Annotated in this window: 21 protein-coding genes and 1 pseudogene; 15 read left to right on the top strand and 7 right to left on the bottom strand. The window is 67.8% G+C overall.

Going from position 1 to position 26,262, the window contains the following annotated elements:
• Positions 1-230 precede the first annotated feature (230 nt).
• The 6 genes from V2W30_RS39075 (at position 231) to V2W30_RS39100 (ending at position 5,277) form a co-directional block, all read left to right on the top strand.
• The gene (locus tag V2W30_RS39075) at positions 231-599 is read left to right on the top strand and encodes an STAS domain-containing protein (protein ID WP_338703350.1); all 369 of its coding nucleotides are present in this window, start codon (positions 231-233) and stop codon (positions 597-599) included.
• Between the two features lie 142 nt (positions 600-741).
• Positions 742-1,116, top strand: coding sequence for an ATP-binding protein (locus V2W30_RS39080; protein WP_338703352.1), 375 nt, complete (start codon positions 742-744; stop codon positions 1,114-1,116).
• A 321-nt stretch (positions 1,117-1,437) separates the two neighbouring features.
• Positions 1,438-1,959, top strand: a complete 522-nt coding sequence (locus V2W30_RS39085) for a DUF6328 family protein (protein ID WP_338703353.1) — start codon at positions 1,438-1,440, stop codon at positions 1,957-1,959.
• 177 nt (positions 1,960-2,136) lie between these two features.
• The gene (locus V2W30_RS39090; RefSeq protein ID WP_338703354.1) at positions 2,137-4,203 is read left to right on the top strand and encodes a glycosyl hydrolase family 28-related protein; all 2,067 of its coding nucleotides are present in this window, start codon (positions 2,137-2,139) and stop codon (positions 4,201-4,203) included.
• Positions 4,204-4,499: 296 nt separating this feature from the next.
• Positions 4,500-4,688 (top strand): hypothetical protein, encoded by a 189-nt coding sequence (locus V2W30_RS39095; RefSeq protein ID WP_338703355.1) that lies wholly within the window; start codon positions 4,500-4,502, stop codon positions 4,686-4,688.
• A gap of 142 nt (positions 4,689-4,830) precedes the next feature.
• The gene (locus V2W30_RS39100; RefSeq protein ID WP_338703356.1) at positions 4,831-5,277 is read left to right on the top strand and encodes a VOC family protein; all 447 of its coding nucleotides are present in this window, start codon (positions 4,831-4,833) and stop codon (positions 5,275-5,277) included.
• Between the two features lie 78 nt (positions 5,278-5,355).
• Here the strand turns inward: V2W30_RS39100 and V2W30_RS39105 are convergent, their stop codons facing one another.
• Entirely contained in the window at positions 5,356-6,126 is a 771-nt protein-coding gene (locus V2W30_RS39105; protein ID WP_338703357.1) for an SDR family oxidoreductase, read from the bottom strand.
• A gap of 115 nt (positions 6,127-6,241) precedes the next feature.
• On the opposite strand from V2W30_RS39105, the gene V2W30_RS39110 reads away from it, so the two are divergent.
• Positions 6,242-6,892 carry a TetR/AcrR family transcriptional regulator gene (locus V2W30_RS39110; RefSeq protein WP_338703358.1) on the top strand — a complete coding sequence of 217 codons (651 nt, stop codon included), beginning with the start codon at positions 6,242-6,244 and terminating at the stop codon, positions 6,890-6,892.
• A 161-nt stretch (positions 6,893-7,053) separates the two neighbouring features.
• On the opposite strand, the gene V2W30_RS39115 is transcribed toward V2W30_RS39110, so the two are convergent.
• A complete protein-coding gene (locus V2W30_RS39115) occupies positions 7,054-7,395 on the bottom strand; it encodes a GNAT family N-acetyltransferase (protein WP_338703359.1) in 342 nt (113 codons plus the stop codon).
• 535 nt (positions 7,396-7,930) lie between these two features.
• Here V2W30_RS39115 and V2W30_RS39120 point away from each other — a divergent pair.
• Positions 7,931-8,710 (top strand): alpha/beta fold hydrolase, encoded by a 780-nt coding sequence (locus V2W30_RS39120; RefSeq protein WP_338703360.1) that lies wholly within the window; start codon positions 7,931-7,933, stop codon positions 8,708-8,710.
• Positions 8,711-8,847: 137 nt separating this feature from the next.
• On the opposite strand, the gene V2W30_RS39125 is transcribed toward V2W30_RS39120, so the two are convergent.
• Both V2W30_RS39125 and V2W30_RS39130 read right to left on the bottom strand, forming a co-directional pair.
• On the bottom strand, positions 8,848-10,602 hold the full coding sequence (locus V2W30_RS39125) for a hypothetical protein (protein WP_338703361.1): 1,755 nt from the start codon (positions 10,600-10,602) through the stop codon (positions 8,848-8,850).
• 261 nt (positions 10,603-10,863) lie between these two features.
• Positions 10,864-12,222: a capsule biosynthesis protein CapZ gene (locus V2W30_RS39130; protein ID WP_338703362.1), complete on the bottom strand. Its 1,359-nt coding sequence runs from the start codon at positions 12,220-12,222 to the stop codon at positions 10,864-10,866.
• Positions 12,223-12,588: 366 nt separating this feature from the next.
• Here V2W30_RS39130 and V2W30_RS39135 point away from each other — a divergent pair, with 366 nt between their 5' ends.
• Positions 12,589-16,167 carry a CDP-glycerol glycerophosphotransferase family protein gene (locus V2W30_RS39135; RefSeq protein WP_338703363.1) on the top strand — a complete coding sequence of 1,193 codons (3,579 nt, stop codon included), beginning with the start codon at positions 12,589-12,591 and terminating at the stop codon, positions 16,165-16,167.
• Between the two features lie 271 nt (positions 16,168-16,438).
• On the opposite strand, the gene V2W30_RS39140 is transcribed toward V2W30_RS39135, so the two are convergent.
• Positions 16,439-17,314, bottom strand: coding sequence for a LysR family transcriptional regulator (locus V2W30_RS39140; RefSeq protein ID WP_338703365.1), 876 nt, complete (start codon positions 17,312-17,314; stop codon positions 16,439-16,441).
• A 122-nt stretch (positions 17,315-17,436) separates the two neighbouring features.
• Here V2W30_RS39140 and V2W30_RS39145 point away from each other — a divergent pair, with 122 nt between their 5' ends.
• Positions 17,437-18,435: an NADP-dependent oxidoreductase gene (locus V2W30_RS39145; protein ID WP_338703366.1), complete on the top strand. Its 999-nt coding sequence runs from the start codon at positions 17,437-17,439 to the stop codon at positions 18,433-18,435.
• A gap of 608 nt (positions 18,436-19,043) precedes the next feature.
• Positions 19,044-19,442 carry a hypothetical protein gene (locus V2W30_RS39150; protein WP_338703367.1) on the top strand — a complete coding sequence of 133 codons (399 nt, stop codon included), beginning with the start codon at positions 19,044-19,046 and terminating at the stop codon, positions 19,440-19,442.
• Positions 19,443-19,761: 319 nt separating this feature from the next.
• On the opposite strand, the gene V2W30_RS39155 is transcribed toward V2W30_RS39150, so the two are convergent.
• Positions 19,762-19,914 carry a hypothetical protein gene (locus V2W30_RS39155; RefSeq protein ID WP_338703368.1) on the bottom strand — a complete coding sequence of 51 codons (153 nt, stop codon included), beginning with the start codon at positions 19,912-19,914 and terminating at the stop codon, positions 19,762-19,764.
• A 155-nt stretch (positions 19,915-20,069) separates the two neighbouring features.
• Here V2W30_RS39155 and V2W30_RS39160 point away from each other — a divergent pair, with 155 nt between their 5' ends.
• The gene (locus V2W30_RS39160) at positions 20,070-21,191 is read left to right on the top strand and encodes an IS630 family transposase (RefSeq protein ID WP_338692551.1); all 1,122 of its coding nucleotides are present in this window, start codon (positions 20,070-20,072) and stop codon (positions 21,189-21,191) included.
• Positions 21,192-21,208: 17 nt separating this feature from the next.
• Here the strand turns inward: V2W30_RS39160 and V2W30_RS39165 are convergent, their stop codons facing one another.
• On the bottom strand, positions 21,209-21,610 hold the full coding sequence (locus V2W30_RS39165; protein ID WP_338692552.1) for a hypothetical protein: 402 nt from the start codon (positions 21,608-21,610) through the stop codon (positions 21,209-21,211).
• Positions 21,611-22,181: 571 nt separating this feature from the next.
• Here V2W30_RS39165 and V2W30_RS39170 point away from each other — a divergent pair.
• The 3 genes and pseudogenes from V2W30_RS39170 to V2W30_RS39180 form a co-directional block, all read left to right on the top strand.
• On the top strand, positions 22,182-23,075 hold the full coding sequence (locus tag V2W30_RS39170; RefSeq protein WP_338703369.1) for a ribosome-inactivating family protein: 894 nt from the start codon (positions 22,182-22,184) through the stop codon (positions 23,073-23,075).
• A gap of 394 nt (positions 23,076-23,469) precedes the next feature.
• Positions 23,470-24,606 carry a hypothetical protein gene (locus tag V2W30_RS39175; RefSeq protein ID WP_338703370.1) on the top strand — a complete coding sequence of 379 codons (1,137 nt, stop codon included), beginning with the start codon at positions 23,470-23,472 and terminating at the stop codon, positions 24,604-24,606.
• Positions 24,607-24,934: 328 nt separating this feature from the next.
• Positions 24,935-25,962, top strand: a pseudogene (locus V2W30_RS39180) (IS630 family transposase); the annotation flags it as partial.
• Positions 25,963-26,262 lie beyond the last annotated feature (300 nt).

The raw sequence follows: 26,262 nt of genomic DNA on the forward strand, positions 1-26,262 counted from the left end.
CCGGCATCCACGCCGAGTCGGTGGTTCACGTACGCCTTGGTGAACGCGGCGTCACCGGTGCCGTTGTCGGCGGTCGACGGTGGAAACGGCATGGCTGAGGGATGAGTTCCAGAGCACCTGCGACGCACTGAAGAGCGCCGCCTCCTCAAGCGGCCCGGCATCACGGGGCGTCCGGGCGGAGCCACGGGGTCCGGTGCGTACGCGCGGACAGGTGTGCGAAGGTACGGGCCATGACATCAGGCAGCAGCGACATCCGCGTCGAGCAGCACGGAAGCGTCACCACCGTGACGGTGTCCGGCCAGGCGGACCTGCAGAACCTCGCAGAGGTCGTCGAGGCCTTCGCCCAGGCTCTGAGTGATCCGCGGACCAAGGGCACGGTGATCGATCTGTCGGCCCTGACTTTCGCCGACAGCGTTCTTCTCAACCAGCTCCTCAAGGCACACTCCGACCACCGCGCCGAGGGCAGGCCGCTGCGTATCGCGGGACCCCTGCACTCCGGAGTCGAGCGACTGCTCCAGATCACGGGGACCGACGAGATCCTCGACGTCGCGGCGGACCTCGGGACCGCCCTGGACGAGCTCGACATCCCGCCCCGATAACGGCCCGGGGCACGGGGCTGCGCGCGTGTGCCGGGGCTCAAGGCGGGCAGGCGGGACGGGTACACACCCCGGACGGCACTGACCGAACTCGTCCGGCAGGCAGAAAGAGGCCGGCATGGCAAGCCCGCCCGAACATCGGACCATGAGCCTGACCTGTCCCGAAGCGCGCAGCCGCGTCAGATCGGTGCTCCAACCACTGTGTGACACGCTCCCCGAGCGGCAGGCGGAGCGACTGCAACAGGACGCCTGTCTGATCACCAGCGAACTGGTGACGAACGCGATGCTGCACGCGGGAGGCGTCAGAGACTTCGACGTCGGTGTCCAGGGTCAGACGCTGATCATTCGCGTCAGCGACGGATCCACCACCCCACCCAGGCCGCGGTCGTCGGCTCCATCGGTGCCCGGCGGCCACGGCTGGTTCGTCGTCCAGCGGCTCAGCACCGATGTCGCGGTCGAACCCGACGCACACGGCAAGACCATCCGCGTCACTCTCGACGCCTCCCGGATGGCCGTCTGAGACCTCCCGGCCCGCACATCATGCGGAGCGGTCGTCGGCAGAATCGCTGCGCCTGGTCGCCCCGAAGGGGTACCGAGGCACCTGTGTCGCGGCCCGGACATCCCGTGGCCCACCCGCGGTGCGGTACAGGAAAGCTCGCCCGACCGCGCCACTGCTGGAGACCGTCGATCGCGACGTACCTGCCGCCGCGGCCTGGGCACGGTGGAGCGACGTGTCACGGCGGCGGCCCGCGTTCCCGGGCCATGTCCGGCCCTTCCGTATGCCGGTCATACGTAACCTCCCGAACTGCGGGCATCCGAGGTGTCTACGAAGGAGGCGCCGATGAGCACGGACGAGATCGCGAGGCCGGTGGAGACCCGGGAGAGTGCCCGGGAGGAGGCACACGAGAGAGTGAACCGGCGGTGGGCCGAGGTGCTCCAGGAGACCCGGGTCGCGCAGACGGGAGTACAGATCCTCTTCGGCTTCCTGCTGAGTGTGGCGTTCACCTCGCGCTTCGACGACCTCGGCGCTTTCGACACCAACGTCTACGTCGCGACCGTGATCCTCGGAGCAGCCGCCACCGGTGCCTTGATAGCCCCGGTGGCACTGCACCGGATGCTGACCGGCCAACGGATGAAGGACGACCTGGTGAAGGTCGCCGGGCGGCTGATGGTGACCGGCCTGGTGCTCCTGTCGCTCACCATCAGCGGCACAGTGCTCCTGATACTTCACGTGGTGCTGCCGGACCTGCTCGCCGAGATCTTCGCGGGTGCGGTCCTCCTCTGGTTCGCCCTGTGCTGGTACGGCCTTCCGCTCTACCTCAAGAAGCGCTCCGCACGCCGTGAACGGCGGCTGCCGCGGTGAGCGCACCGCGGGGACTGCCGACGCGGCGGGTGTCTGCCCGCCGCTCCAGCACTGAGCAAATCCTCAACGGATGTACGTAGATTTTTGACTCCACGATGAAAACTCCTCGCTCCTCTCTTGTGGGGGTGGCCCCGGCGGCCCTACTGTCACCGCACCCGTGAGAGAAACGAGGAACTGATGTCGTGGTACAGCACCCGCGCGGCCGCGGGACGGCTCGACGTCCCGTCGCGAAGACCCGTCAGGACCGCCACCGCGCTCATCGCGGTATCCGCCGCACTCGGCCTCACGTTCGTCGGCACCGACGCCGTGGCGCGGCCTGATTCCGGCGCCCGACCGGTCGTGACGCGCGCGGGGCTCGACCCCGCGCTCGTCGCGGGCCGTGGCGCCGACGTGCCCTTCGTCGAGCAGGAGGCCGAGAACGCCTCGACGAACGGTACGGTCATCGGGCCCGACCGCACCGCGTACACCCTCGCGTCCGAGGCGTCGGGACGCAGCGCCGTCAAGCTCAAGCCCGGCCAGCACGTCGAGTTCACCCTGCCGCGCGGCGCCAACGCCCTCACGGTCCGCTACAGCATTCCGGACTCCGCGCGCGGCGGCGGGATCGTCGCACCGCTGGACGTCTCGGTGAACGGCGCACGCCGCACCTCGATGACGCTCACCTCGCAGTACTCATGGCTCTACAACCAGTATCCGTTCAGCAACGACCCCCAGGCCGATCTGATCCACCCCGACTGGTGGATCACGGAGTGCCAGTGCGTTCCGAACGCGACCACGCCCGCCCCGGCTGTCGACAAGCCGTTCCGGCCGAGTCACTTCTACGACGAGCAGCGGATGAAGCTCGGCAGGACCTATCACGCCGGCGACACGGTGCGCCTGAGCGTGCCCACCCGGAGTCCGGCCGCCTGGACCGTGATCGACCTGCTCGACTCGGAACTCGTGGCCCCGCCCCACGTCGTGTCCGGCGCCGCGAACGTGCTGGCGTTCGGCGCCGACCCGTCGGGCCATCGCGACTCCGCCGGCGCCCTGGACAAGGCCATCGCCTTCGCCCAGCGCAAGCACCTGAAGGTGTACGTCCCGCCAGGCACGTACCAGGTGAACCGGCACATCGTGGTGGACGACGTGACGATCGTCGGCGCGGGCAGCTGGTACACGGTCTTCAAGGGGCGCGAGGTCGCCCTGAGCACCCCGGCACCGGACGGTTCGGTGCACACCGGGGTCGGCTTCTACGGCAAGGACGCGGCGAACGGCGGCAGCAGCGACGTCCATCTTTCGGGGTTCGCCGTCGAGGGCGACGTCCGCGAGCGGATCGACACCGACCAGGTGAACGCCGTGGGCGGCGCGCTCGACGACTCCACCGTCTCCGGGCTCTACCTCCACCACACCAAGGTCGGACTGTGGTTCGACGGCCCCATGCGCGGGCTGCGCGTCACCGACAACGTCATCGTCGACCAGATCGCCGACGGCCTCAACTTCCATACGGGCGTGACCGATTCGACGGTCTCGAACAACTTCGTCCGCAATACGGGCGACGACGCGCTCGCCCTGTGGTCGGAGAAGACAGGCAACGCGCGCAACGTCCTCGCGCACAACACCGTCCAGACCCCCGTCCTCGCCAACGGCATCGCGGTCTACGGCGGTACGGACAACACCGTCACCGGCAACCTCATCGCCGACCCGATCAGGGAGGGCAGCGCCATCCAGGTCGGCTCCCGGTTCGGTGCCGAGCCCTTCGCCGGTCACCTCACGATCTCCGACAACACCACGGTGCGCGCGGGCACGTTCGAGCTGAACTGGCGGATCGGTCTGGGCGCCATCTGGTTCTACGCGCTGGAGAAGGACATCGAGGCGGACATCCAGGTCACCGGCGACCACTTCCTGGACAACACCTACAACGCGATCATGCTCGTGTCCGACTTCCCGGTGAAGGACAAGTACGAGATCAAGAACGTCCACTTCAAGGACATCCGCGTGGACGGCACCGGCACCTCGGTCGTCAGCGCGCGCTCGGCCGGATCGGCCTCGTTCGAGAACGTCGACGCCCGCAACGTGGGCGCCGTCGGGATCAACAACTGCGGATCCTTCAACTTCCCCTCGACCGGATCGGAGTTCACGGTCCAGGACCTCGGTGGCAACGACGGGGGCGGCACCAGCGGCCCCTGGCTGGCGCCCTGGGAACTTCCCAACACCATCACGTGCGACGACCGTCCCCCGGTCGTCACCCCGCCCGCCCCTGGGACGTGGTGACCACACACCGGCCCTGAACGAGGCCCGATGAGCCACGCGCTCGTCGGGCCTGCGGATCGTGCCCGTCTACCCGTCTGCCGCACGTCGAGGGCAAGCCCTGCGGCGGGAACCTCCCAATATCTGCTGCAACGAAATGAGAATTCCGAGAATTGCTACGCGAGTATTCCTCTCCCGTCGTTTTCCGGCGAGAATGAATCAGAAAAGGAATTCTCGATTCCCGCATCCCGGACGGAATGTGTGGGAAGGTTTCCGTGAGGGGCCCTCAGGGTTCTGCTCCCCTGGGAAAAGGTGTCCTGATGGCGATTTTGTCCGACGATCAGCGCGCGGCGATCGCGGAGATCGTCGATGCCGTCCACGACGGCAGCTACTGGCGGGTGGGCATTCTGCTGGAGCGATTCGTCGCAGACGTCGACCTGTCGGATCTGACAGGTCTCGTGGCGCTGCGCAGCGCCCTGGCGAATGACGCCGCCGCCGTGCGGCCGTAGAGATCGCTCCCGAGCCGAGTCCCGGATGACGAGGGCGGCAGGGCCGGTGCCTGACGTTCTGGACCCTTGCCTTGTCGTAGGAGGAGGGGCCGTCACCGACGGATCCTGAATCTGCTCGATCCCGACTCGGAAGGGGCTGACCATGCCGTTCACTTCCTCCGCTGTGCACCTCAACGTGCAAGGCGCGGACGAGGCATCGCGCTGGTATCAGACGGCGTTCGAAGCCGAGGAGCTCACCAGGCTGGTGGTCCCCGACGGCCGGTTGATCCATGTCGAGATCCGCATCGGGACCGTCGCGCTCATGCTGGCCGACGAGTTCCCCGAGCTGAAGTCCTTCGGCCCGCAGCACTTCGGTGGCACCTACGCAGCCGTCTACCTGCATGTCGATGATGTCGATGCCGCCTGGCAGAGGGCCGTTGCCGCCGGTGCCACCGTGATACGCCCGCTGAGCGATGCGTTCTGGGGCGAGCGGGAGGGGCAGTTGCTGGACCCCTTCGGTCACCGGTGGGGCCTGACGCGACATCTCCGTGACGTGGCGCCGGCCGATCTCCAGGAGCTCACCACCAAGGCGTTCTCGGCGCAGAACTGACAGCGAGCGCTCGTCGGGAGCACGGACCTTGTCGAGGGCGGTTCGCCAGGGGGGATCCCCGACAAGGTCCGTCGCGGGCTACGCCGCGACCACGGCCACCCCCGTCCGTCCGCCGTCCACGTCGACCACGGTGCCGTGGACGAAGGACGCCTCGTCACTCGCCAGCCAGAGGGCCGCGTGGGCGATCGCGGCGGGCGATCCGACCGTGCCGGCCGGGGTGCCGTGCATCATGATCTGGCCGAGGTGCGGGGCGGTGCCGTCGGTGGACGGGGGCAGGATCACGCCGGGGGAGACGGCGTTGACGCGTACACCCTGGGGGCCGAACTCCGCGGCCCAGGCCCGGGTGAGGGTTTCCATGGCGCCCTTCGTGGAGCTGTAGAGCGCGCCCGCGGGGACGCCCAGGCGGGAGATCCATGAGCCGAGGTTGATGATCGTGCCGCCGCCGGAGACCACCATGGCGGGCGCGATGGTGGCCGTGAGGAAGAACGGTGCCTTCACGTTCACGGCGTAGACATGGTCGAAGGTGTTCTCGGTGGTGTCGGCGGTGCCGGGGGAGGGGTAGACGCCGGCGTTGTTGACCAGAATGTCGATCCGGCCGCCCAGCGCCGTCGTGGCCTGCTCGGCGAGGCGGCGGGAGAGCTCCGTGCTGCCGTCCAGATCCGCTGCGACGAAGTCCGCTCGACCGCCGGCGGCGCGGATGCCGTCGACGACGGCGGCTCCGCGTTCCACGGTGCGCCCGGACACCACGACGTGGGCGCCTTCGGCGGCGAACGTCTCGGCGATGGCCTGACCGATGTTGCTGGTCGACCCCGTGACCAGTGCTGTCTTGCCGTGCAGTCGTCCACTCATGACGTCATCTCCTTGTTCCGTCTCTCGCGTGGTGCCCACCGTGCCGCGTCAAAAATGGACCAGCAAGTCCAAAAAGGCGTACGGTGCGGGGAAGGGAGCTGAGACGAGGAGATTCATGACGGAACCGTCGACCGCGAAGGGGCGCGCCACCCGGGCCCGCATCGTCGAGGGCGCCGCCGAGGTGTTGCGCGAGCAGGGCGTCGCCTTCACCAGACTCGATGACGTCCGCGCCCGCACCGGGACCAGCAAGAGCCAGCTGTTCCACTACTTCCCAGACGGCAAGGACGAGCTTTTGCTGGCCGTCGCCCGGTTCGAAGCCGACCGGGTGCTCGAGGATCAGCAGCCGCATCTGGGTCGCCTCGACTCGTGGGAGACCTGGCAGCGGTGGCGGGACGTCGTGGTGGAGCGTTACGAACTCCAGGGTGACCACTGCCCGTTGGGTGCGCTGTTCCTCCAGGTCGGCCGGTCGAGTCCGGGCGCGCGGGCGATCGTCACGGAGCTGATGCGGCAATGGCAGGAGCAGCTCGCCCGCGGAGTGCGCGCGGTGCAGGAGAAGGGGCTCGTGTCGTCCCGTCTCGACGCGGACCGGGCCGCCGCGGCTCTGCTCGCGGGGATCCAGGGAGGTGTCACGATCATGATGTCCACCGGTGATTCCACCCACCTCAGGGCGGCGCTCGACACCGGAATCGAGCATCTGCGTTTCGTCGACCGGGAGTTCACCGTCCGGCAGGGGGGAGGGGCTCTCGTGGAGCGGCGGATCGACTGAGGCCCGGTCAGCGAGGACTTCACTTCTTGCGGGTCCCATCAGCACCCGGCCGCCGGAACCGGCTCAAGCACGCGCTCCGAGCGCTGTCCCCAGGGTGCGGGAGCCTCGTCCGTCGCGGGGCGCGGACCTGCCCAGCTCTGCGGCGAATCTGAGGCTGCTCACTAGCCGAGATCGGCTGTCAGAGTGGCACACCCGTCTCCCGAAGCCGCCTTCGGTACGCGCATCCGGTGCAGCAGATCGCGAGAGAGGCGTTTCTCGAGCGTGGTGTGCCACGTGATGTCGGGATGCTGCGCGCGCAGATGAGACAGCGCTCTGGTGCCCAGCCCGCAGTCGCGGAACGGTTCGTCGAGAACGACATCGGTGATGAGGCCCTCGGCGCACTCGTCGCAGACTCGATAGGTCACTCGCCCGACCACCTTGCGGATGTGTACCAGCAGCAAACACACCGAACCCGCGCTCTCCGGAGCTGGAGAGGCCAGCATCTCGACACGCCGGTAGGCCACGTACCTGCGATGCCACCGGCCCCCTCGTCGTCCAGGACGTCGGTGCCTTCCCCTCGCTCGCTCCTGCGCGCTGCCCTCCCGTACGGATCGACCGCGCGCGCTGCCCGTGGCGTACATCTGGTTTCCCTGCATTCCACCGTGAATGCCCTTATCTCCGTGTCTCATGCCGCGCTGTCGAGAACGGATGCCGCGCGTGCACGACACGCGCAACCGACGTCCGCGGATCGGTCGTCGCCGGTTCGAGAAGCCCTCGCGGCCCTCGCGATACGAGAGTGAGGCGCTGGGATCGAACGAGTTTCTTGTTCGAAGGCGTACTTGTCGCAGGCAAAAGGCGAGGTCGGCTTGTAGACCGGCGAGTTGACCATGACCTCGCGCGTCATGGAGGTCGCACTCGTTCGGATCCTACGATCGGCGCACCGAGCCGAGGGAGGAGTGATGTTCTTCGAGACCAGTGACGGAACCCGCCTGGCGTACGAGGACTACGGCCAGGGCCGACCGATCGTGTCGCTGCCGACTGGACGCTGAGCGGGCAGATGTGGGAGTACCAGTTGCCCGTCCTTGTCGAGCACGGGTCCGCTGCGTCACGCTCGACCGACGAGGCCATGGCAACTCCGATCGGCCCTCGGGCGGATACGACCTGGACACCGGCGCCGATGACCTGGCCGCGCTCCTGGACCACCTCGACGTGCGCGACGCGGTCCTGGTGGGTCATTCCGCGGGCGGTGCCTATATCGCCCGCTATCTCGCGCGGCACGGCGAACACCGTGTCGCCGGCGTTGCCTTCCTCTCGACCGTCCTGCCGTTCCTGAAGGCGACAGCCGACAACCCCGACGGCCTGCCGGAGAACGCCCTGCACGCGACCCTCCGGGCGCTCCGCACCGACCGCCCCCAATGGTTCGCCCGGCAGGCGCAGTCGTGGTTCGCCACGCACCTCAACGAGGTGTCCACCGCCACGATCGACCACACCATCGCCCAGTGTCTGGCCACCTCGCCGTGGGCGGGCTCCGCACTGTTCGAGTCCATGTTCCACCAGGATCATCGTGAGCCACTGCGCAAGATCTCGGTGCCCGCTCTGGTGGTCCACGGAACGGTCGACTCCTCCGCGCCCGTCGCTCTGACAGGACGCCGCACGGCCGCACTGATCCCGGGCGCAACGTTCAAGGAGTACCCCACCGCCGGCCACGGCATGTACATCACGCACAAGGAGCAACTCAACACCGACCTGCTGGAGTTCATCAGCACCTGCTGCTCGCTGATCGAACGGGACGATACACCTGAGGCGGCCGGTGCCGAACGCGGCAGCAGAGAACGCTGAGAAGCCACCCGGGCACCGTATTCGAACGCCTTATCGAGCCCAAGCTTGGCCGAGCGCTGTCGTCATCTCGCCGGCCGGCGACCGCGCGTCAGACAGGCTCCTGAGTCCCCTCCATGGACGGTTCGGCGCTCTCGGCGTCACTTGACGCAGAACTGCCTCTCAGCCGCCGCCGGGTCTGCGGGAATCCGCAGCCGTGTGCGTTCCCAGGATCCGATGAGGTTGTGCCAGAAGCGTGAGGCGGTCAGCGGGCTGCGTGCCGAATCCCGCAGTTCGGCGATCGGGCCGCAGGTCATGGCGTGGCGGGCGGCGCGTACGGCGGGGGAGTCGGCGGGGGAGGGGTCCGTGTAGTCGGCGATCACCCAGGCCCGGTTGATCGGCTTCTCGTGGCCGGCTTTCCTGAAGACGACCGGATGGGTATGGGCGCCCACCGGGTTGGCCAGACTCAAGGAGTCGGTGGCGCTCTCGGTCAGGGGGATCGCCACGCCCGCGTGCCCCAGGCGCGCCTCCACGCCGGCGAAGCGGATCGCGGGGTGACGCCGCGCGGACAGCGGCAGCGCCTCGACCTTTCGGTCGTACGACGTCTCGATCAGGACGACCCGCTCGCCTGCGGCCGTGAGCCGTCGTGCCTCACGCGCGAAGAGGAACGTGCGCGCGGCGTGCGCGGATTGGGTGACGGGGTGGTCCTGGTCGGTGACGTTGACGTAACCGGTGTGTTCGTCGACGACGAAGTGGGAGCCGTCGTCGTTCGTGTGCGGGGGTCGCCACAGAAGCAGGCAGGCGCCGGCCCACACCGTGAGCGCGGCGAGCGCGGAGGCCGCGATCCGGGTGAGTGGCACGAGGAAGACCGGCAGGAGCACCAGGAACAGGCCCGGCAGGAGCATCCTGCCGTGCATGAAGTCACCACCCACCTTGGTGACGAACAGGGCCGATGCCAGTCCGGCCACGACCGGCGCAGAGGCGATGACCAGGGTGCGGCGGCCGTCCGACGCGTCACCGAGCGCCGCCGCGACCGGGACGGACAGCGCGGCGAGCAGCGCCAGAGGCAGCCACAGCTGATACGGAGCGACGAAGTCGGCGAGGTAGAACAGGCCCCGGTCCCACAGCGTCCACGACGCCTCCTTGGTCACCGCGGGAAGCGGGACGAGGATGCCGTAGTACCCGGCGCGGAAGATCTCGTAGCCGACGGGCAGTGCCAGTCCTGCGACGAGCGCGGTCAGCGCGCGCCGTGGAGCCGGACGGACGAGCGCGTAGAGGACCACCGCGTACAGAGCGGTCACCAGCGACAGGTCGGGGCGCACCAGCGGCCCGAGGCCCAACAGGACGGCGACCGGGACGAGATGGCGGCCGCTGCGTCCGGTGTGGACCAGCGCCCACCACGTGGCCCCCAGCCAGCAGAAGGCGAGCCCCGTCTCCAGCCCCGAGGTGGCGTAGTCCCACGTCGCCTGGACCGGCAGTAGGGCCACGACGCCCAGCGGAACGACTCGGGTGGGGCGGCCGTACAGTCCGAGGGTGCCGAGCAGCGCGAGGACGAAACCGGCGGTGCACAGCACCAGCCCGAGCCAGACGGCGACGGTCGCCGGGTCCTTGCCCGTCGGCAGTGTCGCGGCCGCAACCAGCCATTGCCACAGCGTGCCCGTCGACGTCTCCACGCGTTCGTCGACGTTGAACACGGGGCCGTTGCCCGCCAAGATCTGCCGCACCACCCGCGTGTAGATCAGGCCGTCGTCGCCGATCCAGCGATGGTTCCACCCGGCGATCAGGATCCAGCACGCAGGGAGGACGACGGTGAGGGTCCGCCACGGGGCGCGGCGACCGAACCGTACAGCGGGACGAGCTGGAGGGGCGGGGGAGGGGACGTAGGACAGTTGGTTGCCCTCGGGCGGAGCGGTCACACGGGATCCCAGTCAGGAGTTCGGCGAGAGGACGTCGCTGATCAGCGGTGTTGCCTCACCTTGACACAGGACACGAGCCGATCCTGGCCTGTGCGGCGCGAGCGCTGTTGGTTCCGACGGCGTTCACTCGGATGGCTGCGGTCGCCACCGCTCCCGCCCCACTGCGCGGTGGGGCGACTCCGGATCGGCGGAGTCGGGACGGAGGCGTCCCGACTCCGCCGCGGACTTCCCAACGGGGGTGCTGGAGTGGCCTCCAGCGCTTCAGTTGCCGAAGACGATGTCCAGGACGCGGCTCATCCGGACGTCGAAGTGGTGAGCCCCCGGCTGCGCCACGACTTCGGTCCGGTTGTACTTCCAGCCGTTGGTGATGCCTTGGTAGTGCCGGTGGTGGAGGTGCGGGGTCGGCTGGGCGCCGGAGCCGTCGACGCTGTGCACGCGCCACTGGGTGGTGCGCCAGTCCAAGTGGCTCGGCAGAAGCGTCCACTTGGCAGTGGCGGCTTTGCCGGTGCGGTGGCGGTAGTCGACGAAGCGCCGTTGACGGGTGGGGCTCATGGGCTGCGGCGTCGCCATGGCGATCCAGTGCCCGTGGTAGGTGACGACGCCCGTCTCGGACTCCGCGGCGTGCTCGAATGCCGATCGGCCGTCGTCGGCCAGGACGAGTTCGTCGATGTCCGCGTTGATGACGCCGGCCGCCTTGGCCAAGTAGCGGAACCTGCCGTGTTCGAGCAGCGAATACTGGCAGTAGTCGGAATCCCAGACGTTGTTCGGGCCGCGCTCCGCACCCCAGGGGTAGTTCCAGGCGACGACAACCGCCGTCGTGATTCCCTCGACCTCGGCGATCGCGTCCGCGACGTCGTGCGGGGTGTACCGCGTGGAGTTGTTGTCGTAGAGGACGATTCCGGTCACGCCGTGAACGACGTGGTAATAGTGCAGATAGTCCTTGAGCCAGACGAGATCATTGTCCTTGGACACCGTGATCAGCGTGCGTTGCCCCGCGAACAGATCTGATTCGTCCGGGGCGATGTCCATGGTGAATTCGCAACCGTGCACGGCGAGTGTCAATGTGTTGCCGGCCGGTGCGTCCACGATGCGCGAGCGCTGAGTGCGGCCCCAATCGCTCAAGGACAGCGAGCCGTTGACGGGCACGCCGTCCACCCGCCAGTCCGCGCCCTCGAGCACCGCTCGCAGATTGCGCAGCGGCGGACCTGAGAGCCATACGCCGTCGTCGTGACGGAAGGCGTCGTAGTAGAGGGTCGTACTGTCGAACTTCTCAAGGTAGTCGGGCTGTTGGTCGGCGGGCTTGCGAGGAGGTTCGCGGCGCAGATCGGAATGTGCGGGCAGTGTCATCCCGCTCGGCTCGACGACCTTGATGGTCTTCTTCGGTGGCTTCGCGGAAGCGCGACTGCGATCCCAGGCGTCCTTCGCGCGACGCACCGGCTCGAGGAACTCCTCCAAAGGGAGAGGACCGGATCTACGCTCAGAACGATTGATGACGTCGGTCAGCTGAGCGACCTTCTCTTCGATCCTCAACATTTCTGTACGCAGCATTTCCGCACTCAGGTTTTCCTCGCGGTCCGTTACGGGTGCCATCTCGGCGCGTTCGACGGCCTCTGACGTCATGGGTCGCCCTTCTCCTACTGTGGTCGCGCCCGATGCTCTTCAAACGCTTGACCGCATCTCGGCGCAGGATTTCAGCTCCAACAGATCGCGCAGCATACAGTCGCGCGCAGCGCTCCATGACCCATGAATCCGGAGGGAATATCGGATTATCGGGCTTCCCTTCGGATGTCGGTCCGGGACGGAATCCGCACGCCTCACGGAACTGTGACGGGACTTTGTCCCACGGACCGTGCCCTTGCCCAGCGCTGGTCGTTAACGCGAGCGATGCGTGACGTACCCCGCTGAGACCGGCTGCGTTTACGTGCTTCTCCTTGCCCACGCGTACACCTCGCAGGAGATGCCCGGCGGCCCAGAGAAAGGCTTCAGGTGTCCCTCGTTCCCCGGTTGAGCGTGATCGTGCCCGTGTACAACGTGGAGCGTTATCTCGCCGCGTGTTTGGATTCGCTGGTCGCGCAGACCTTGCGGGAGTTGGACATCGTCGTGGTCGATGACGGGTCGCCCGACGGCTCGGCGGCGATCGCCGCCGCATACGCCGCGCGTGACTCCCGGATCAGGCTGGTGCGTCAGGAGAACGCGGGGCTCGGTGCGGCGCGCAACGCAGGCATGGCGGCGGCCGACCCGCGCACCGAGTACGTGGCCTTCGTGGACAGCGACGACACGGTGCCGCCGGATGCCTACCGGACGATGACGGACAGTCTCGACGCGACGGGGTCGGACTTCGCTACGGGAAACGTGCACCACGTGAACTCGGTGAAGACCTGGCAGGTTCCGCTGTTGTCGATGCTGGGAAGGGAGCCGCGGGCCGCCACTCACATCAGTGAGTTTCCGGGACTGGTCGCGGACCGGATCGCGTGCAACAAGGTCTTTCGTCGGTCGTTCCTCTCGGAGCACGGCCTCACGTTCCCCGAAGGCGTGCTCCACGAGGACATTCCCCTCGTGGTTCCCGCGCACTACCTCGCGCGCACGGTGGACGTCATCGCGGATGTCACGTACCACTGGCGGACGCGGGACGACGGCGGCGAGGCTTCGATCACGCAGCGGCGCACGCTGCCCAAGGCGGTGCGCGATCGCGTCGCCGCGGTGCAGCACGTCTCCGACTTTCTCGCCTCGCGGCCGGGACCGGAGTACGCCGCCTTCAAGTCGGCCTACGACGCGCGGACCCTCAAGGACGACCTCAAGATCTTCCTCGACGTGTTTCCCGAGGGCGACGACGAGTACCGCAGCACGTTCATGACGGCGGTCAACTCGTACCTCGACACCATCGACGAGCGATTGGTGCTCGCCCTGCCCATCGCCCTGCGGGTGAAGTGGCTGCTGGTACGCGAGCGGCGTACGCAGGAGCTGCTGGCGCAGATCGCCGCCGAACGCAGCCGCGAACCACTCCAGATGAAGGGGTGGGTACGCAAGTACGCCGCGCCCGCCGCGTTGCGTGGCTCCGAGGTGAACCTGCCGAAGAAGGCGCTGCGTTTCGACCGCGAGCTGAACCTGAAGGCGCCGTTGCGTGACGCCCGGTGGGAAGCCGACAAGCTGGTCCTCACCGGTGACGCCTGGATCCACAGGATGGACGTACCGAACCGCTTCTCCACGGTCAAGGTGCTGCAGCTGCGCCGCACGGGCAGCCGCAGGCGCATCGTGGTGCCTCTGCGCAACCGCTACAGCCCGCTGTGCACGACGGACTCGGGGCAGGCGCAGCACAACTACGACTGGGCCGGCTGGCAGTTCACCCTCGACCCCGATCGGCTGCGCGGCCGCGGCGGGCGCTGGGAGGAGTCGACCTGGAGTGTCGGCATGTTCGTCATGACCGGCGCGCAGCGGCGCAAGCTCGCCGTGCAGGCATCGGGGCCCTCACGCGCTCACTATCCGCCCTACCGCTGGCTCGACGACGACTTCCGGCTGCGCCCGTTCGTGACCAAGAACCAGCTCAAACTGCGGGTGGAAAGGGTGCGGGCGGTCGTCCACTCGTACGCACTGGAAACGTCGACGCACAGCCTCACCTTCGAAGGCGACATCCGTACTCCCCTTACCGACGTCGAGGCGGCGTCCGCCGTGCTGCGTGTGCGATCCTCCGACACCGATCAGGTGCTGAACCTGCCCCTGGACGTCTCGACCGACGGCCTCGGACGGCGCTCCTTCCGCTTCACCGCTCCCTTGACCTCGTTCACAGGTGACATCCCGCAGTGCAACTGGTCGACCGACATCGTGGTGACCGACGGCCCCGACGCCGAAGAGCGCCGATTCGGAGCCGTCATGGCCGACGGACTGGCCGACAGGTCCTACCCGCTGGACGCACCCGGCGGGGACGAGACGGGCGGGGCGGACTCCGAGATCGCCGTGATCGCCGGCCACACGGGCTACCTGAAGTTCCGGCACCGCCCTGCCCACGCACTCCTCACCGAGATGACGGAGACGGAAGCCGGCTTCCGGATGCTCCTCACCACCGGCGCCCGCCTGTCCAATCCGTCGCTCGTGGTCAGTGCCGACGGCCGGTTCGAGGAGCGTCTGGTGCCCACGCGTCGCGTCGGCGGATCGGCCGACGGAATCGCCACGTTCGAAGCGGTCTTCGACCCGGCGCGCACCGGCCGCGAGGGGGACAAGCCGCTGCCCGCCGGGCGCTGGGACTTCAAGCTGCGCGACAGTGACCATGCCGAGGACGTCCCCGTCCGCCTCGATCGGCTCGCGTCGGCGACGTTCCCCCACCACACGGTTCGACGAGGCCGCCGCTACTGGTTGGAATCACGCCGCTTCGATCAGTTGCAGCTCAACTGCCGCAGCGAGCTCAGCGACCTGGAGCGCGGCCCCTACCGTCAACTCGAACTCCGCAACAGCGTCTACCACCGCCTGCGCCGCAGCGAACCGCTGCGCGACCAGGTCTTCTACTTTTCCTACAACGGCAAGCAGTACTCCGACAGCCCGCGTGCCATGCACGAGGAACTCCAGCAACGAGGCACCGCCCTGCGACACCTGTGGGCCGTACGCGACGGGCAGGTCACGCTGCCCGAGGGCACGGACCCGGTGCCCATGTGGAGCCGCGCATGGTTCGAGGCCCTCGCGACGAGCCGGTACATCGTCACCAACGGGCACCTGCCGGAGTGGATCGAGCGGCGTCCCGGCCAGGTCATCGTCCAGACCTGGCACGGCACCATGCTCAAGAAGATCGGCCACGACATCGAGACGCTGCACTTCGACAAGGAGTACCAGAACCGGTTGCGCCTGGAGGCTCAGCAGTGGAGCCTCCTCGTCTCCTCCAACCGGTTCTCGACCCCGATCCTGAAGCGCGCCTTCTCCTTCGACGGCGAGATCGTCGAGACGGGCTACCCGCGCAACGACTACCTCTACCGTTCCGACATCGAAGCCTTCGGCAAGGAAGTACGGGAGAAGCTCGGCATCCCGTACGACAAGAAGGTCGTGCTGTACGCCCCCACCTGGCGCGACGACCTCAAGCACGGCGCCGGACGGTTCAAGTTCGACATGCAACTCGACGTCGAGGCCGCCAAGAGCGCGCTCGGCGCCGATCACGTCCTGCTGGTGCGCCGCCACTCCAACATCGTCGACCGCGTCCCGGGCGCCGACAACGGTTTCGTGTTCGACGTGTCGGACTACCCGGACATCGCCGACCTCTACGCGGCCTCGGACATCCTCATCACGGACTACTCCTCGGTGATGTTCGACTTCGCCCACACCCGCCGCCCCATGCTGTTCTTCACATACGACCTCGAGCACTACCGGGACACCCTGCGCGGCTTCTACTTCGACTTCGAGAAGAACGCCCCCGGCCCCCTGCTGCGCACGTCGGACCAAGTCATCGACGCCGTACGCTCCATCGACACGGTGCGCGCCGACCACCAGGACCGCTACAGCAAGTTCCTGGAGACGTTCTGCGGCCTCGATGACGGAAGCGCGTCCGCGCGCGTGGTGGACCGCATGCTGGAGATCGGCAGCGCCTGATCGCCAAGTGCACCCAGGCGTAGAGCTGCCCTGGCGGTGGAGCAGCTCTACGCCTGGCCCTCGCCGGCGAGCATCGCGGGGGCTTGCCGCTCGATCGGTCGGCATCTGATCTGAACTGGCCTGCTCCGTACGGCAGTTGGGGAGGAAGCTGTGAGCTGAGCAGCCAGACCGACGCGGGTTGTCCGAGCCTGAGGGCCCAGACCGGCGGCCCAGTGGTCACGCGTTCCACCCATGGACCGCCCTCGGGGCCGGGCGGGTCGGCCGGTCGCGGTCAGGCTGCAGAGGCGGTCAGTACGGACGTGGCGGCCAGCCGGAGATTCCTGATCATCGGATTCGGGTCGCCCTTGCGGCTGATCAGGACGACCTGGCTGGGAGGCGCGTCCTCGATCGGTACGGTGACGAGGTCGGGACGCAATGAGCTACGCCGATCGCCGACCGGCAGCACGGCGATCGCCCTGCCACTCGCGACGAGTTCGAGCTTGTCCTCGTAGCTCTCGATCATTGGCACGTCGGTCCCGAGGATGCGGTACGAGGTCCAGTCCGCGGTCTCGAACGCACAGGGCGCCGCCTCCTCGCCGGCCAGTTCGTCCGCGGTCACCGACGCGCGGTCGGCCAAGGGATGGCCGCGCGGGACCGCGAGCATCCGTGACTCCTCGTACAGCGGGGTGGTGGACACGTCGCCGGCGCCGAACGGCAGCGGGGCCCGCGCGATCAGTGCGTCGACGCGCTTGTCGGACAGCGCCTCGACGTCGCGGCAGCTCAGGTACCGGGTGGCGATCTCGGCGTCCGGATGGCGACGGCGCAGTTCCCGTACGGCGGCAGTGATCACCAGGTCTTCGACGTAACCGATCGTGATTCGTTCGGTCTCGGCTGGTTCGCGCACGGCCAGCTCGGCCTGGCGGGCGGCCTGGAGCAGGGCTTGGGCCCGGGGGAGGAAGGTCTGGCCGGCCACGGTGAGCCGGGCGCCCTGGGGGACGCGGTCCAGCAGTCGTACGCCGAGATACTTCTCCAGCCGTTGGATCTGGCGGCTCAGCGCCGGCTGGGCCACGTGCAGGTCGGCGGCGGCCCGGCCGAAGTGCTGGTGCGCCGCCACCACGGTGAAGTAGCGCACCAGCCGCAGTTCCAGGTCCTGTCCGAGATCGTTCACGCTTCCAGCGTACGTGTCATGCCGTTTCGGAAAGATCAGGTTGCCGAACCGGTCTTGGACGCCCGTGCCGTCCTGGGCTTTGACTGAACGGGCAACGTTTCCCCAGGAAAGAGACAGGTGCGATGAAGGCGATCCAGTTCCACGAAGCGGGCGGCCCGGAAGTCTTGCGGTACGACGAGGTGCCGGTTCCCGAGATCGGTCCGGGCGAGGTCCTCGTCCGGGTGCACGCGGCGGGCATCAACCCCCCGGACTGGTACCTGCGTGAGGGGATGAAGGTCATGCCGGCCGAGATGAGGCCGCCGCTGGCGTTCCCCCTGATCCCCGGAACGGACATGTCGGGTGTGGTCGAGGCGGTCGCTCCGGACGTGCGGGGGTTCGCCGTCGGTGACGAGGTCTTCGGCATGCTGCGGTTCCCCGGATTCGACGGCAGGACGTACGCCGAGTACGTGGCCGCGCCGGCTTCGGACCTGGCTCACAAGCCGGCCGGAATCGGCCACGTGCAGGCGGCCGGGGCTCCCATGGCCGTGCTCACGGCCTGGCAGTACCTGGTGGATCTCGGCCACGACGTGCCGTCTCCTTTCACCGGCCAGGTGCACCGGCCGGTACCGATCACGCCAGGAATGACCGTGCTGGTCAACGGGGCCGCCGGTGGCGTGGGCCACTTCGCGGTGCAGCTGGCGAAATGGAAAGGGGCGCACGTCATCGCGGTGGCCTCGGGCCGGCACGAGCAGTTCCTGCGCAAGCTCGGCGCCGATGAGTTCATCGACTACACCAGGACGCGGGCCGCGGACGTCGTCAGCGGTGTGGACCTGGTGATCGACGCCGTCGGTGGCCCGGACAGCGCACGCTTTCTGACGGTGCTCAAGCGCGGCGGCGCCATGCTGCCGGTGTTCTTCGCCGAGTACGACCCGGAGGTGACGGCGAGTCTGGGCATCACGGTCTCGAACATCCAGGTGCGTTCCAGCGGTGCCCAGCTCGCCGAGATCGGGCGCTTGTTCGACGAGGGCAAGCTCCAGGTAGGGGTGGACAGCACCTATCCGCTGCCCGAAGCGGGCACGGCACACGAGCGGGCCGCGCGGGGCCACATCCAAGGCAAGATCGTGCTGACGGTGGTCTCGTGATCGCCGATCACGCGTTATGTAGAGGGACCGGGCACGGAGGGGCCGCTTGGCGGTGTTCTGCTGGGAGATCGCAACTGTCACCTCGTCCAGGACGGTGCGCGGGACGGCACCGTACGCGGCCTGAGGGAGGGTGGGCGCCCCGACGATGTGGAGGCCGACACGGTGCTCCTGGAGGCGCTGCGTCACGGCGTCGGCAGCGGGGAGTGGAGTGCCGTGGAGGTCGCCGTCTGCTGACCGGATGTCCACGCCGTGATCGCCGACGTGCAGCACGACGTGTTCGCCGGGGTGTTTCCTCCACGAGCTCGGCGACGTGCTCGTCAAGCAGCCGTGTCGGCTCCTCGGGCGCCCCAGGCGCTGACATCGAGATCACAGCCGGTTGACGACGGGGTCCTGCGTCCAGTCCCAGCGCAGAACTCGTGGGCGGCGTATGGGGACGCGTATGTCCGCCTGCACCCACCGCAACCGCAGGGCCTTCGATCTCCGAGCCGCTTCCTGCATCCGTCCGAACACGCTAAACGACGGTGCACGGTGGACGCGTCGAACTATCAAATCAGCCTTCTTGTCGTATTTTGTGGCTGTTTCAATGAGTTCGTCACGGAAGGCTTGTCATGCATCCTGTCTGCGTCCGTATCGCCTCGGTAGGCGCCGGTCTGCTGCTGTCCGCCGCTCCTCTGGCCGCGGCCCCCGCCGTCGCCAGCCCCTCCGCCGCTGCCGCGTCGGTGCAGTCGGCGCCGCGGCCCACCCTGTCGGCCAAGGCCACCGTGAAATCCATCAGGGCCTGGCAGGAGTTCCGCGTCTACGGCTCCTCCACCCGTCTTCCGGCTGGGACCCGCGTCACCCTGCAGCAGATGCAGAAGAAGAAGTGGGTGAGCCTGCCCATCCACATGAACACCACGCGCAGCCACACCTACAACCTGCGTGTGAAGCTCGGTCTCAAGGGTCTCAACAAGATCCGCATCGTAGGCGGTGGCGCCGTCTCCAACACCGTCCAGGTCACCATCCGCTAAGCCACCGCCGGCAGCTCGAACCATCAAAGAGATCCCTGCGGATCCCCGCCATCGACGCGCTGGGGATCCGTGAACCCGTAGTCACTGGCTCCGTCACCTACTGGCTCGCAGGAGCCAGTAGCAGGCCACGACCTCGCTGGTCTGTTCCCGGCGAACCTGACCGGGCTGCCGCGAGGGAGTCGCAGTCTCACCTCGCGTAGCGCTGGAGCTGGTACGGGTCATGCTCCGCCCCCCAAGGGTACGGACGCTCCGGGCCTCCCCTCCCTCTGCCCGCACTCCCATGGCGCGTCCCAGGCTGTCGGTCACGGTGAGGCAATGATCAGTTCGCCCACCGCGTGATGGTCTCCGTGCCCGAGGAGGAGTTGCCCAGGTTCAGGCAGGAGGTCGTCACGGTGACTGTTCTGATGGACAGGCCGGAGGTGACACCGGGGTCCGTCGTCACGCAGGTGGCGTACCGCCTGTTGCTGTTCACGGACACCGTCTGGTCGGTGAGCAGTAGACCGGGGGAGTAGCTGAAGTTGGCGGTCAGGATGCAGGTGGCTAGTGCCCTGACCGGGAAGGTTCGCCGGGTTGTTGGTGGTGGCGGTTGGATGTGCGGTGACGTCCGATCCGACCGTTGGGGGTGCGGTGGCTGAGCCTGTTCGGGTGCGCAGACTGACTGACCAGGAAGGGCAGAAGCTGCAGCAGATCGTGCGCCGGGGCAGCACCAGTTCGGTGCGGTACCGGCGGGCGATGATGCTGCTGGCCTCGGCCGGCGGGAACCGGGCACCGGTGATCGCGAAGCTGGTGCAGGCCGACGAGGACACCGTGCGCGATGTGATCCACCGGTTCAACGAGATCGGCCTGGCCTGCCTGGACCCTCGGTGGGCGGGAGGCCGTCCCCGCCTGCTCGATCGTGATGACGAGGACTTCGTCATCCAGACGGCCATCACCCGCCCCACCAAGCTCGGCCAGCCCTTCACCCGCTGGTCGCTGCGCAAGCTCGTCGCCTACCTGCGGAAAGTTCACGGCCGGGTGATCCGCATCGGCCGCGAGGCGTTACGTGGCCTGCTCGCCCGCCGCGGCGTTACCTTCCAGCGCACCAAGACATGGAAGGAGTCGCCGGACCCGGACCGCGAGGCGAAGCTGGACCGGATCGAAGAGGTCCTTCACCGCTTCTCCGACCGGGTTTTCGCCTTCGACGAGTTCGGCCCGCTCGGGATCCGGCCCACCGCCGGCTCGTGCTGGGCCGAACGAAAGCGCCCCGGCCGACTGCCCGCCACATATCACCGCACCCACGGGGTGCGCTATTTCCATGGCTGCTACTCGGTTGGGGACGACCGCCTGTGGGGCGTCAACCGGTGCAAGAAGGGCGCCGCGAACACGCTGGCCGCGCTGAAGTCGATCCGTGCCGCCCGCCCCGACGGCGCACCGATCTACGTGATCCTGGACAACCTGTCTGCCCACAAGGGCGCCGACATCCGCCGCTGGGCGAAGAAGAACAAGGTCGAGCTGTGCTTCACCCCGACCTACGCCTCGTGGGCAAACCCCATAGAGGCCCACTTCGGACCGCTGAGACAGTTCACCATCGCCAACTCCCACCACCCCAACCACATCGTGCAGACCAAGGCTCTGCACGCCTACCTGCGCTGGCGCAACGTCAACGCCCGCCATCGTGACGTCCTGGCCGCCGAACGCAGGGAACGCGCCCGCATCCGCAGCGAGAAGGGCATCCGATGGGGCGGACGCCCGCTCACGATGGCGGCCTGACCAGATGTTCCGGCGGGTCAGACAACCAGCGCCGCGTGCAGCGCATCGAATGCTTCACGAAGTTCCAACGTGGCGATCGGATCGATCTCCATCTGCAAATGACACACGCCGTCGTCGCCGTTGGGAGTCAGACGCACGAAAAAGGCGAAACCGTCCCCGACGGGCTCCGCCTTCAACGTCATCGGATTGCTCCGGCCCGGAGTCACCGCCACCGAAAAGCGTCCACCCGACGGCGCGCGCAGGTGAGAGAGCACGCGGGCCGCGAAGTCCATGACCTCCGCAGCGCTGACATCCGCGGTGAAGTCAGCCGTCAGCCACGAGCACCAATCGGCAGTGACCTGCCAGGTGTCGCCATCGGTCCGAGCCAGTTCCACCCACACGTCGTCGCTGCCGAGGCGTATCCGCGGTAGTTCCATCATCGCCCTCCGACATCCGAGCCTGGGCTCAAGATCCTATGAGGCAGATCTCCCTCATCGGAAGCCATCACGCCATCCACCGCCCGCTCAACCCGGCGAACCTTCCCGGTCAGGGCACTAGTGACCTGGCACCGGACCCCCTGGGAGGCCAGTGGCGCTGCGCTTCCTGGGCCCTGTGGTGTGAACGGGGCGTGTGAGTTGGGGCAGGGGCGCGCAAGGGGGCGCGCGGTACCAGCCGAGTGCGCCGGTTCTGGAGCGAGACGTCATTTGGCTGCCGGCTTCACCGACTTCGCGTTCGCTGGGAACGCCGAGCCGAGATCCACGAAGCCTTGCTGAGGCCGGTCTACTGCCGCCTCATCATCCGTCGGCAACTGTGGTCAGTGTATGAGCCGTTGCGAGTTGAGTCATCTGACTGATGCCCCTGTGGCCGTATCTCGCGATTCTGATGGAGGTGCCTGTGATGTACGCAAGGTGGGCACTCTCGTCGCCCCATCAGTCTTGAGGAGAAACGATGTTTTCTGAGGGGTTCACCCTACGGAGCCCAGAGGGACACAGGCGTGGAAGCTTCCTTTCCGTGCTTGCTGTCTTTGCCGTCACCCTCGTGGCACTTTTCGCGGGTGTCAGCCCCGCGAAGGCAGACACGGCGGAGGGGCGAATTTCGCACGTCTGGTACAACCTGTACGGCACCGGAGATACGCCGGCCAGTCAGTACGGTGGCTTCATTTCAAGTCTGCAGAACGCGGCTGGGCACTACTGGTGGAACGGGATCGCCGCGACGCAAACAGCTGGCAGGGGTGACTCGCTGATCCGTGCGGACCTGAACTTCAATGGCGAAGAGCTGCGCCTGTGGTTCACCCCCAACAACCTTTACCTGCGTGGCTTCACCAACCACAACGGCGATACCTGGCAGTTCGCTGACGCCGATTACAATCTCGGCGAGGTCATGGAGAATCTCAGCCACGGCCCTGACGGTGGCTTGCTGCCCAACCTCGGGCAGGTCCAGACTCTGAGCTACACGTCCCACTACAACGACATAGTGCAGGCTACGGACGGGTATTCGAGAGGGAACTTGCCCTACTCGTACAGCCTTCTGTACAACCACGCCTATCAGTTGCAATACGGCGGCGACGGCAGCAGTACAGCAGCCTCGCTGCTGTTCATGATCCAGTACACGTCGGAGGCCGTACGGTTCTGGGATGTTTACGGCGTCATGGTCGACATAATGCGTAACGGGAACACGTACTATCCGGCGCTCCCCTTGAGGCAGCAGGAATTGGAGAACGACTGGTCGCAACTCTCCAACTACGCCCGGAATCTCCAGGCCGGGCGTAACCCCGCGCCGGTGTACGTAGGACCGAACGCCGGGACCATTTCGAACAGTTCGCAGCTGACGTCGCGTGTCCGCATGGTCATCGGCGACCCCTCGCAGGTCAATGCCGTCGGCGACTGGTGGCACACGGAGCTCTGAATCCGCTACGCCGCTGAGCGTGTATCCAAAAGTCCTGCGCGTAACGGCAGTGAGACTTAGCGCTACAGTTGGCCTCTTAGTGCCGTGGTTTACCCGGCTGTGCGTGGTGGTTGGCCCGTCCCGGCGGCATGTGTTCGTTCTCACTGAAGGTGTCGCGATCTCAGTGAAGGCGTCTGGGGCGGGGGTCTCCTCATTGAAGGTGTCTCGTTCTCATCGAAGTTGTCGCGGTGGTGCTGCAGGTGCGACGGCTGCCGAGTCGGCGCGGAATCCGGTGGCGAGGACATGCCCGAAGCTTCGCGGCGCGGCCTGCCGATCAGTCGGCCGGTCACCGGATCGAGATGACCAAGAGCCCGGAAGGTGCCCTTCCGCGACGCTGAGCTGCGAGGATGGCGCGATGGTGAGGCTGAGAAAGCGCGTGTTCGCAGTCGCCGCGGCGGTCGTGAGCGTCATGTCCCTGGCGTTGACCGCGTGTGCGCAGAGCGACTCCAAGGTCGGCAGCGGCGACCGCGAGGCGGCGTACAAGCGTGTCATCAAGGACCCGCACCCGAGTCCTGACGCCGTCATCGAGGCGGCCGGCGCACCGGCCGGGGTGGCGCGGGCGGGCGACGGCTCCCTGCTGCTGTCGTACAACGCGCGCGACATCGGGGACGACGAGGGCCCGGCGGCCGCCGCCTGGCGGATCGTCTCGCCGGCCGGCCGCACGGTCGCGCAGCAGGCGTGGCACGCGAACGTGGAGGATCAGCCGGACCAGTACATCGGCGTGCGCGACGGCTTCGTCCGCTGGCACCGCAGCAGCCGGGGCGCGGAGAGCGCGTACGCGCTCGACGTACGCGGCAAGCGGCACAAGGTCACCACTTCGGACCGCGCGCTGGGCACCCGCCCCGGCGACATCGTCCTCCACGAGGGGACGCCGGCTCGCTTCTACCGCCCCGCCAACCGCACCGTGGCCGCCCCGGCCGGCGCACCGGAATACGTAGACTTCGCGCTGGACGAGCGCGGCTCGGTCTGGTTCGTGGACCAGTCGCGGATGCCCAACCGCGTCGTGCAGCAACGCGACGGCCGCACCCTCACCTCCATACCGATGCCCAAGCCGTACACCAGCGGCGGCGCCGTCACCGCGGCGGGCGGCACGACGGCGTTGGCCTTGCTCCGCGGCGGCCCCAACGGCACGGTCCGAGGCCTGATGGTGACCGCGGACGACGGCGCGCACTGGCGCAACCTCACCGGGGGAGGCATCCCCTGGCAGGACCTCAAGCGCGATGTGGTGTTCCTGGTACTGCGGGCGCTGCCGGACGGGCGGCTGCTCGTCGGCGAGAGGGAGGGCCGCTACTGGCTCGCCGACGACCGCTCGAACCGGGCCTTTCACCAGCTCAAGATCCCGGTGCCGTTTACCTCGTTCACCGTCCAGGGCAAGACGCTGTACGGCATCGCGGACGCGACGAAGCCGACGTACGACCTGGTGAAGGGCGAGGGGCTGTACGCCTCGGACGACGGCGGGCGCACGTGGCGGCGGCAGGGAAAGCGGGGCTGACTCGTCGGAGGGCGTTGTTACATTGGCCCGATGATGGCCGACATCCGTTCTCGGTAAAGGTTGACGGCTCTCGCTGACCCTTGTCGGCACCACCACGCGCCATCCCGTACCAGTTCACAAGAACACGCCGCAGGTCACAGCCCTCACCGCTACCCGGCTGGTCAATCGAAACGCTCAGCCGGGCCAACCACAGCACGCAGGGGCCAACTGAAGCGCTCAGGCACAGGCAGTTGAGGCTGCTTGCTGCACGAGGCGTTGACATGGCTGTCGCCGGGCGTTCGATCGAAGTGTCAGCATCGTCCGTCCACCCGGCGAGGTTGTGGTCAGTGTGCGCCCGCCCACCGTGTTCGCCAACGCGACCGTGAGTGCGAGAGGATACGCGGCCTGTTGCGCGGTCCTGGCCGCTCGATGGTTCGGGCGGTGATGGTGCTGCTGCCCCTGCATGGCTTGCTTCCCGCGGAGACTTCCTCGCTCTTGGGGTACGACCCGGCCACGGTGCGGCGGTGGATCGGCCGCTTCAACGCCCATGGCGTGGCCGGCCTGGAGGACCGCCCCCGCGGCGGACGGCCGCGGCTGGGCGAGCGCCGGGTGACCGGGCGGATTGCCGCACTCCTGGAGCGGACCAGGCCGTGGACGGTGCGTCAGCTGCACCACTATCTGGGCTGATCAAAGGTCAGCACCCGCACCCTGTACCGGCGCCTGCGCGAGGTGGCCGTGTGGCGGCGGCCGAAGCTGATCGCCCGCGGTGATCCACACCGGGACGCAATCCTGGCCACCCTGCGCCGCCGCGTGCCACTACTTCCCGTCGGCGCGAAGGTCTTCACCGCCGATGAAACGCATGTGCACCTGCTGCCCCACGTCCGTGCCCGCTGGATCCGGCCCGGCCACCGCCCCGAAGTCCTCACCCCGGGCAGGAATCGCCAGGTCACCGTGCTGGGTGCGCTGGAGGTGACCTCCGGCGCCTTCTTCTACCGACTCGGGCGCCGCTGTGCGGCCGACTTCCTCGCCCTGCTTCAGCAGCTCCTGGCCGCCTACCCCGATGCCCCGGCCCTCGCCATCGTGTGTGACAACGACCAGATCCACCACGCCCGCGCGGTCCGCGACTTCATTGCCGACCACCCCGGCGTGCACCTGTGGTTCAGCGCCCGCTACAGCCCGCACGGCAACCCGACCGAACGGATCTGGGCCCGCCCAGAAGACCTTCATCGCGAACACCGCAGGGTCCTGGCCCGGCCGCAAACGACAAATCCATGCCTTCTTCCGCAGCCGATTACCGGATCAGAACCTGGCCACCGCCGCACCCTGGACAAGCCCTGGTTCCCCACGAGATACCGACAGGACTTCTGGAATGCCGCTTACTGTAGAAGCCCGGTCCTGGCCCTTCCCCCTGCTCGGCGGGTGGAAGGGCTCGGCCATGTGCTGACTCCGTGATGTGGACATCGTTGAGGGAGTCGAGGTCGAAGCGCCGGCTGGGGACGTGCCGCGCGGAGGGGGACGAGGTACTCGTACCTCTGGCCATCCAGATCTTGGTCATCAACCAGTACGCGTCGCCCACGGGCGAGCCGTCACCGCTTGGTCGGCCGCGAAGCCGAGCCGTGTTTCGCCCGCATCGGCATGACCACGCTCGACCTGATCCGGCTCGCGGCCGGACCGCAC

Source organism: Streptomyces sp. Q6 (assembly GCF_036967205.1).
In the GTDB taxonomy this organism is placed as follows: Bacteria; Actinomycetota; Actinomycetes; order Streptomycetales; family Streptomycetaceae; genus Streptomyces; species Streptomyces citrinus.

Excerpts from the sequence above, each read along its gene's own strand:
- V2W30_RS39095 (WP_338703355.1), top strand. The coding sequence starts at position 4,500 with ATGGCGATTTTGTCCGACGATCAGCGCGCGGCGATCGCGGAGATCGTC.
- V2W30_RS39085 (WP_338703353.1), top strand. The coding sequence starts at position 1,438 with ATGAGCACGGACGAGATCGCGAGGCCGGTGGAGACCCGGGAGAGTGCC.
- V2W30_RS39175 (WP_338703370.1), top strand. The coding sequence starts at position 23,470 with ATGGTGAGGCTGAGAAAGCGCGTGTTCGCAGTCGCCGCGGCGGTCGTG.
- V2W30_RS39090 (WP_338703354.1), top strand. The coding sequence starts at position 2,137 with ATGTCGTGGTACAGCACCCGCGCGGCCGCGGGACGGCTCGACGTCCCG.
- V2W30_RS39145 (WP_338703366.1), top strand. The coding sequence starts at position 17,437 with ATGAAGGCGATCCAGTTCCACGAAGCGGGCGGCCCGGAAGTCTTGCGG.
- V2W30_RS39165 (WP_338692552.1), bottom strand. The coding sequence starts at position 21,610 with ATGATGGAACTACCGCGGATACGCCTCGGCAGCGACGACGTGTGGGTG.
- V2W30_RS39080 (WP_338703352.1), top strand. The coding sequence starts at position 742 with ATGAGCCTGACCTGTCCCGAAGCGCGCAGCCGCGTCAGATCGGTGCTC.
- V2W30_RS39110 (WP_338703358.1), top strand. The coding sequence starts at position 6,242 with ATGACGGAACCGTCGACCGCGAAGGGGCGCGCCACCCGGGCCCGCATC.
- V2W30_RS39075 (WP_338703350.1), top strand. The coding sequence starts at position 231 with ATGACATCAGGCAGCAGCGACATCCGCGTCGAGCAGCACGGAAGCGTC.
- V2W30_RS39130 (WP_338703362.1), bottom strand. The coding sequence starts at position 12,222 with ATGACGTCAGAGGCCGTCGAACGCGCCGAGATGGCACCCGTAACGGAC.
- V2W30_RS39105 (WP_338703357.1), bottom strand. The coding sequence starts at position 6,126 with ATGAGTGGACGACTGCACGGCAAGACAGCACTGGTCACGGGGTCGACC.
- V2W30_RS39100 (WP_338703356.1), top strand. The coding sequence starts at position 4,831 with ATGCCGTTCACTTCCTCCGCTGTGCACCTCAACGTGCAAGGCGCGGAC.
- V2W30_RS39150 (WP_338703367.1), top strand. The coding sequence starts at position 19,044 with ATGCATCCTGTCTGCGTCCGTATCGCCTCGGTAGGCGCCGGTCTGCTG.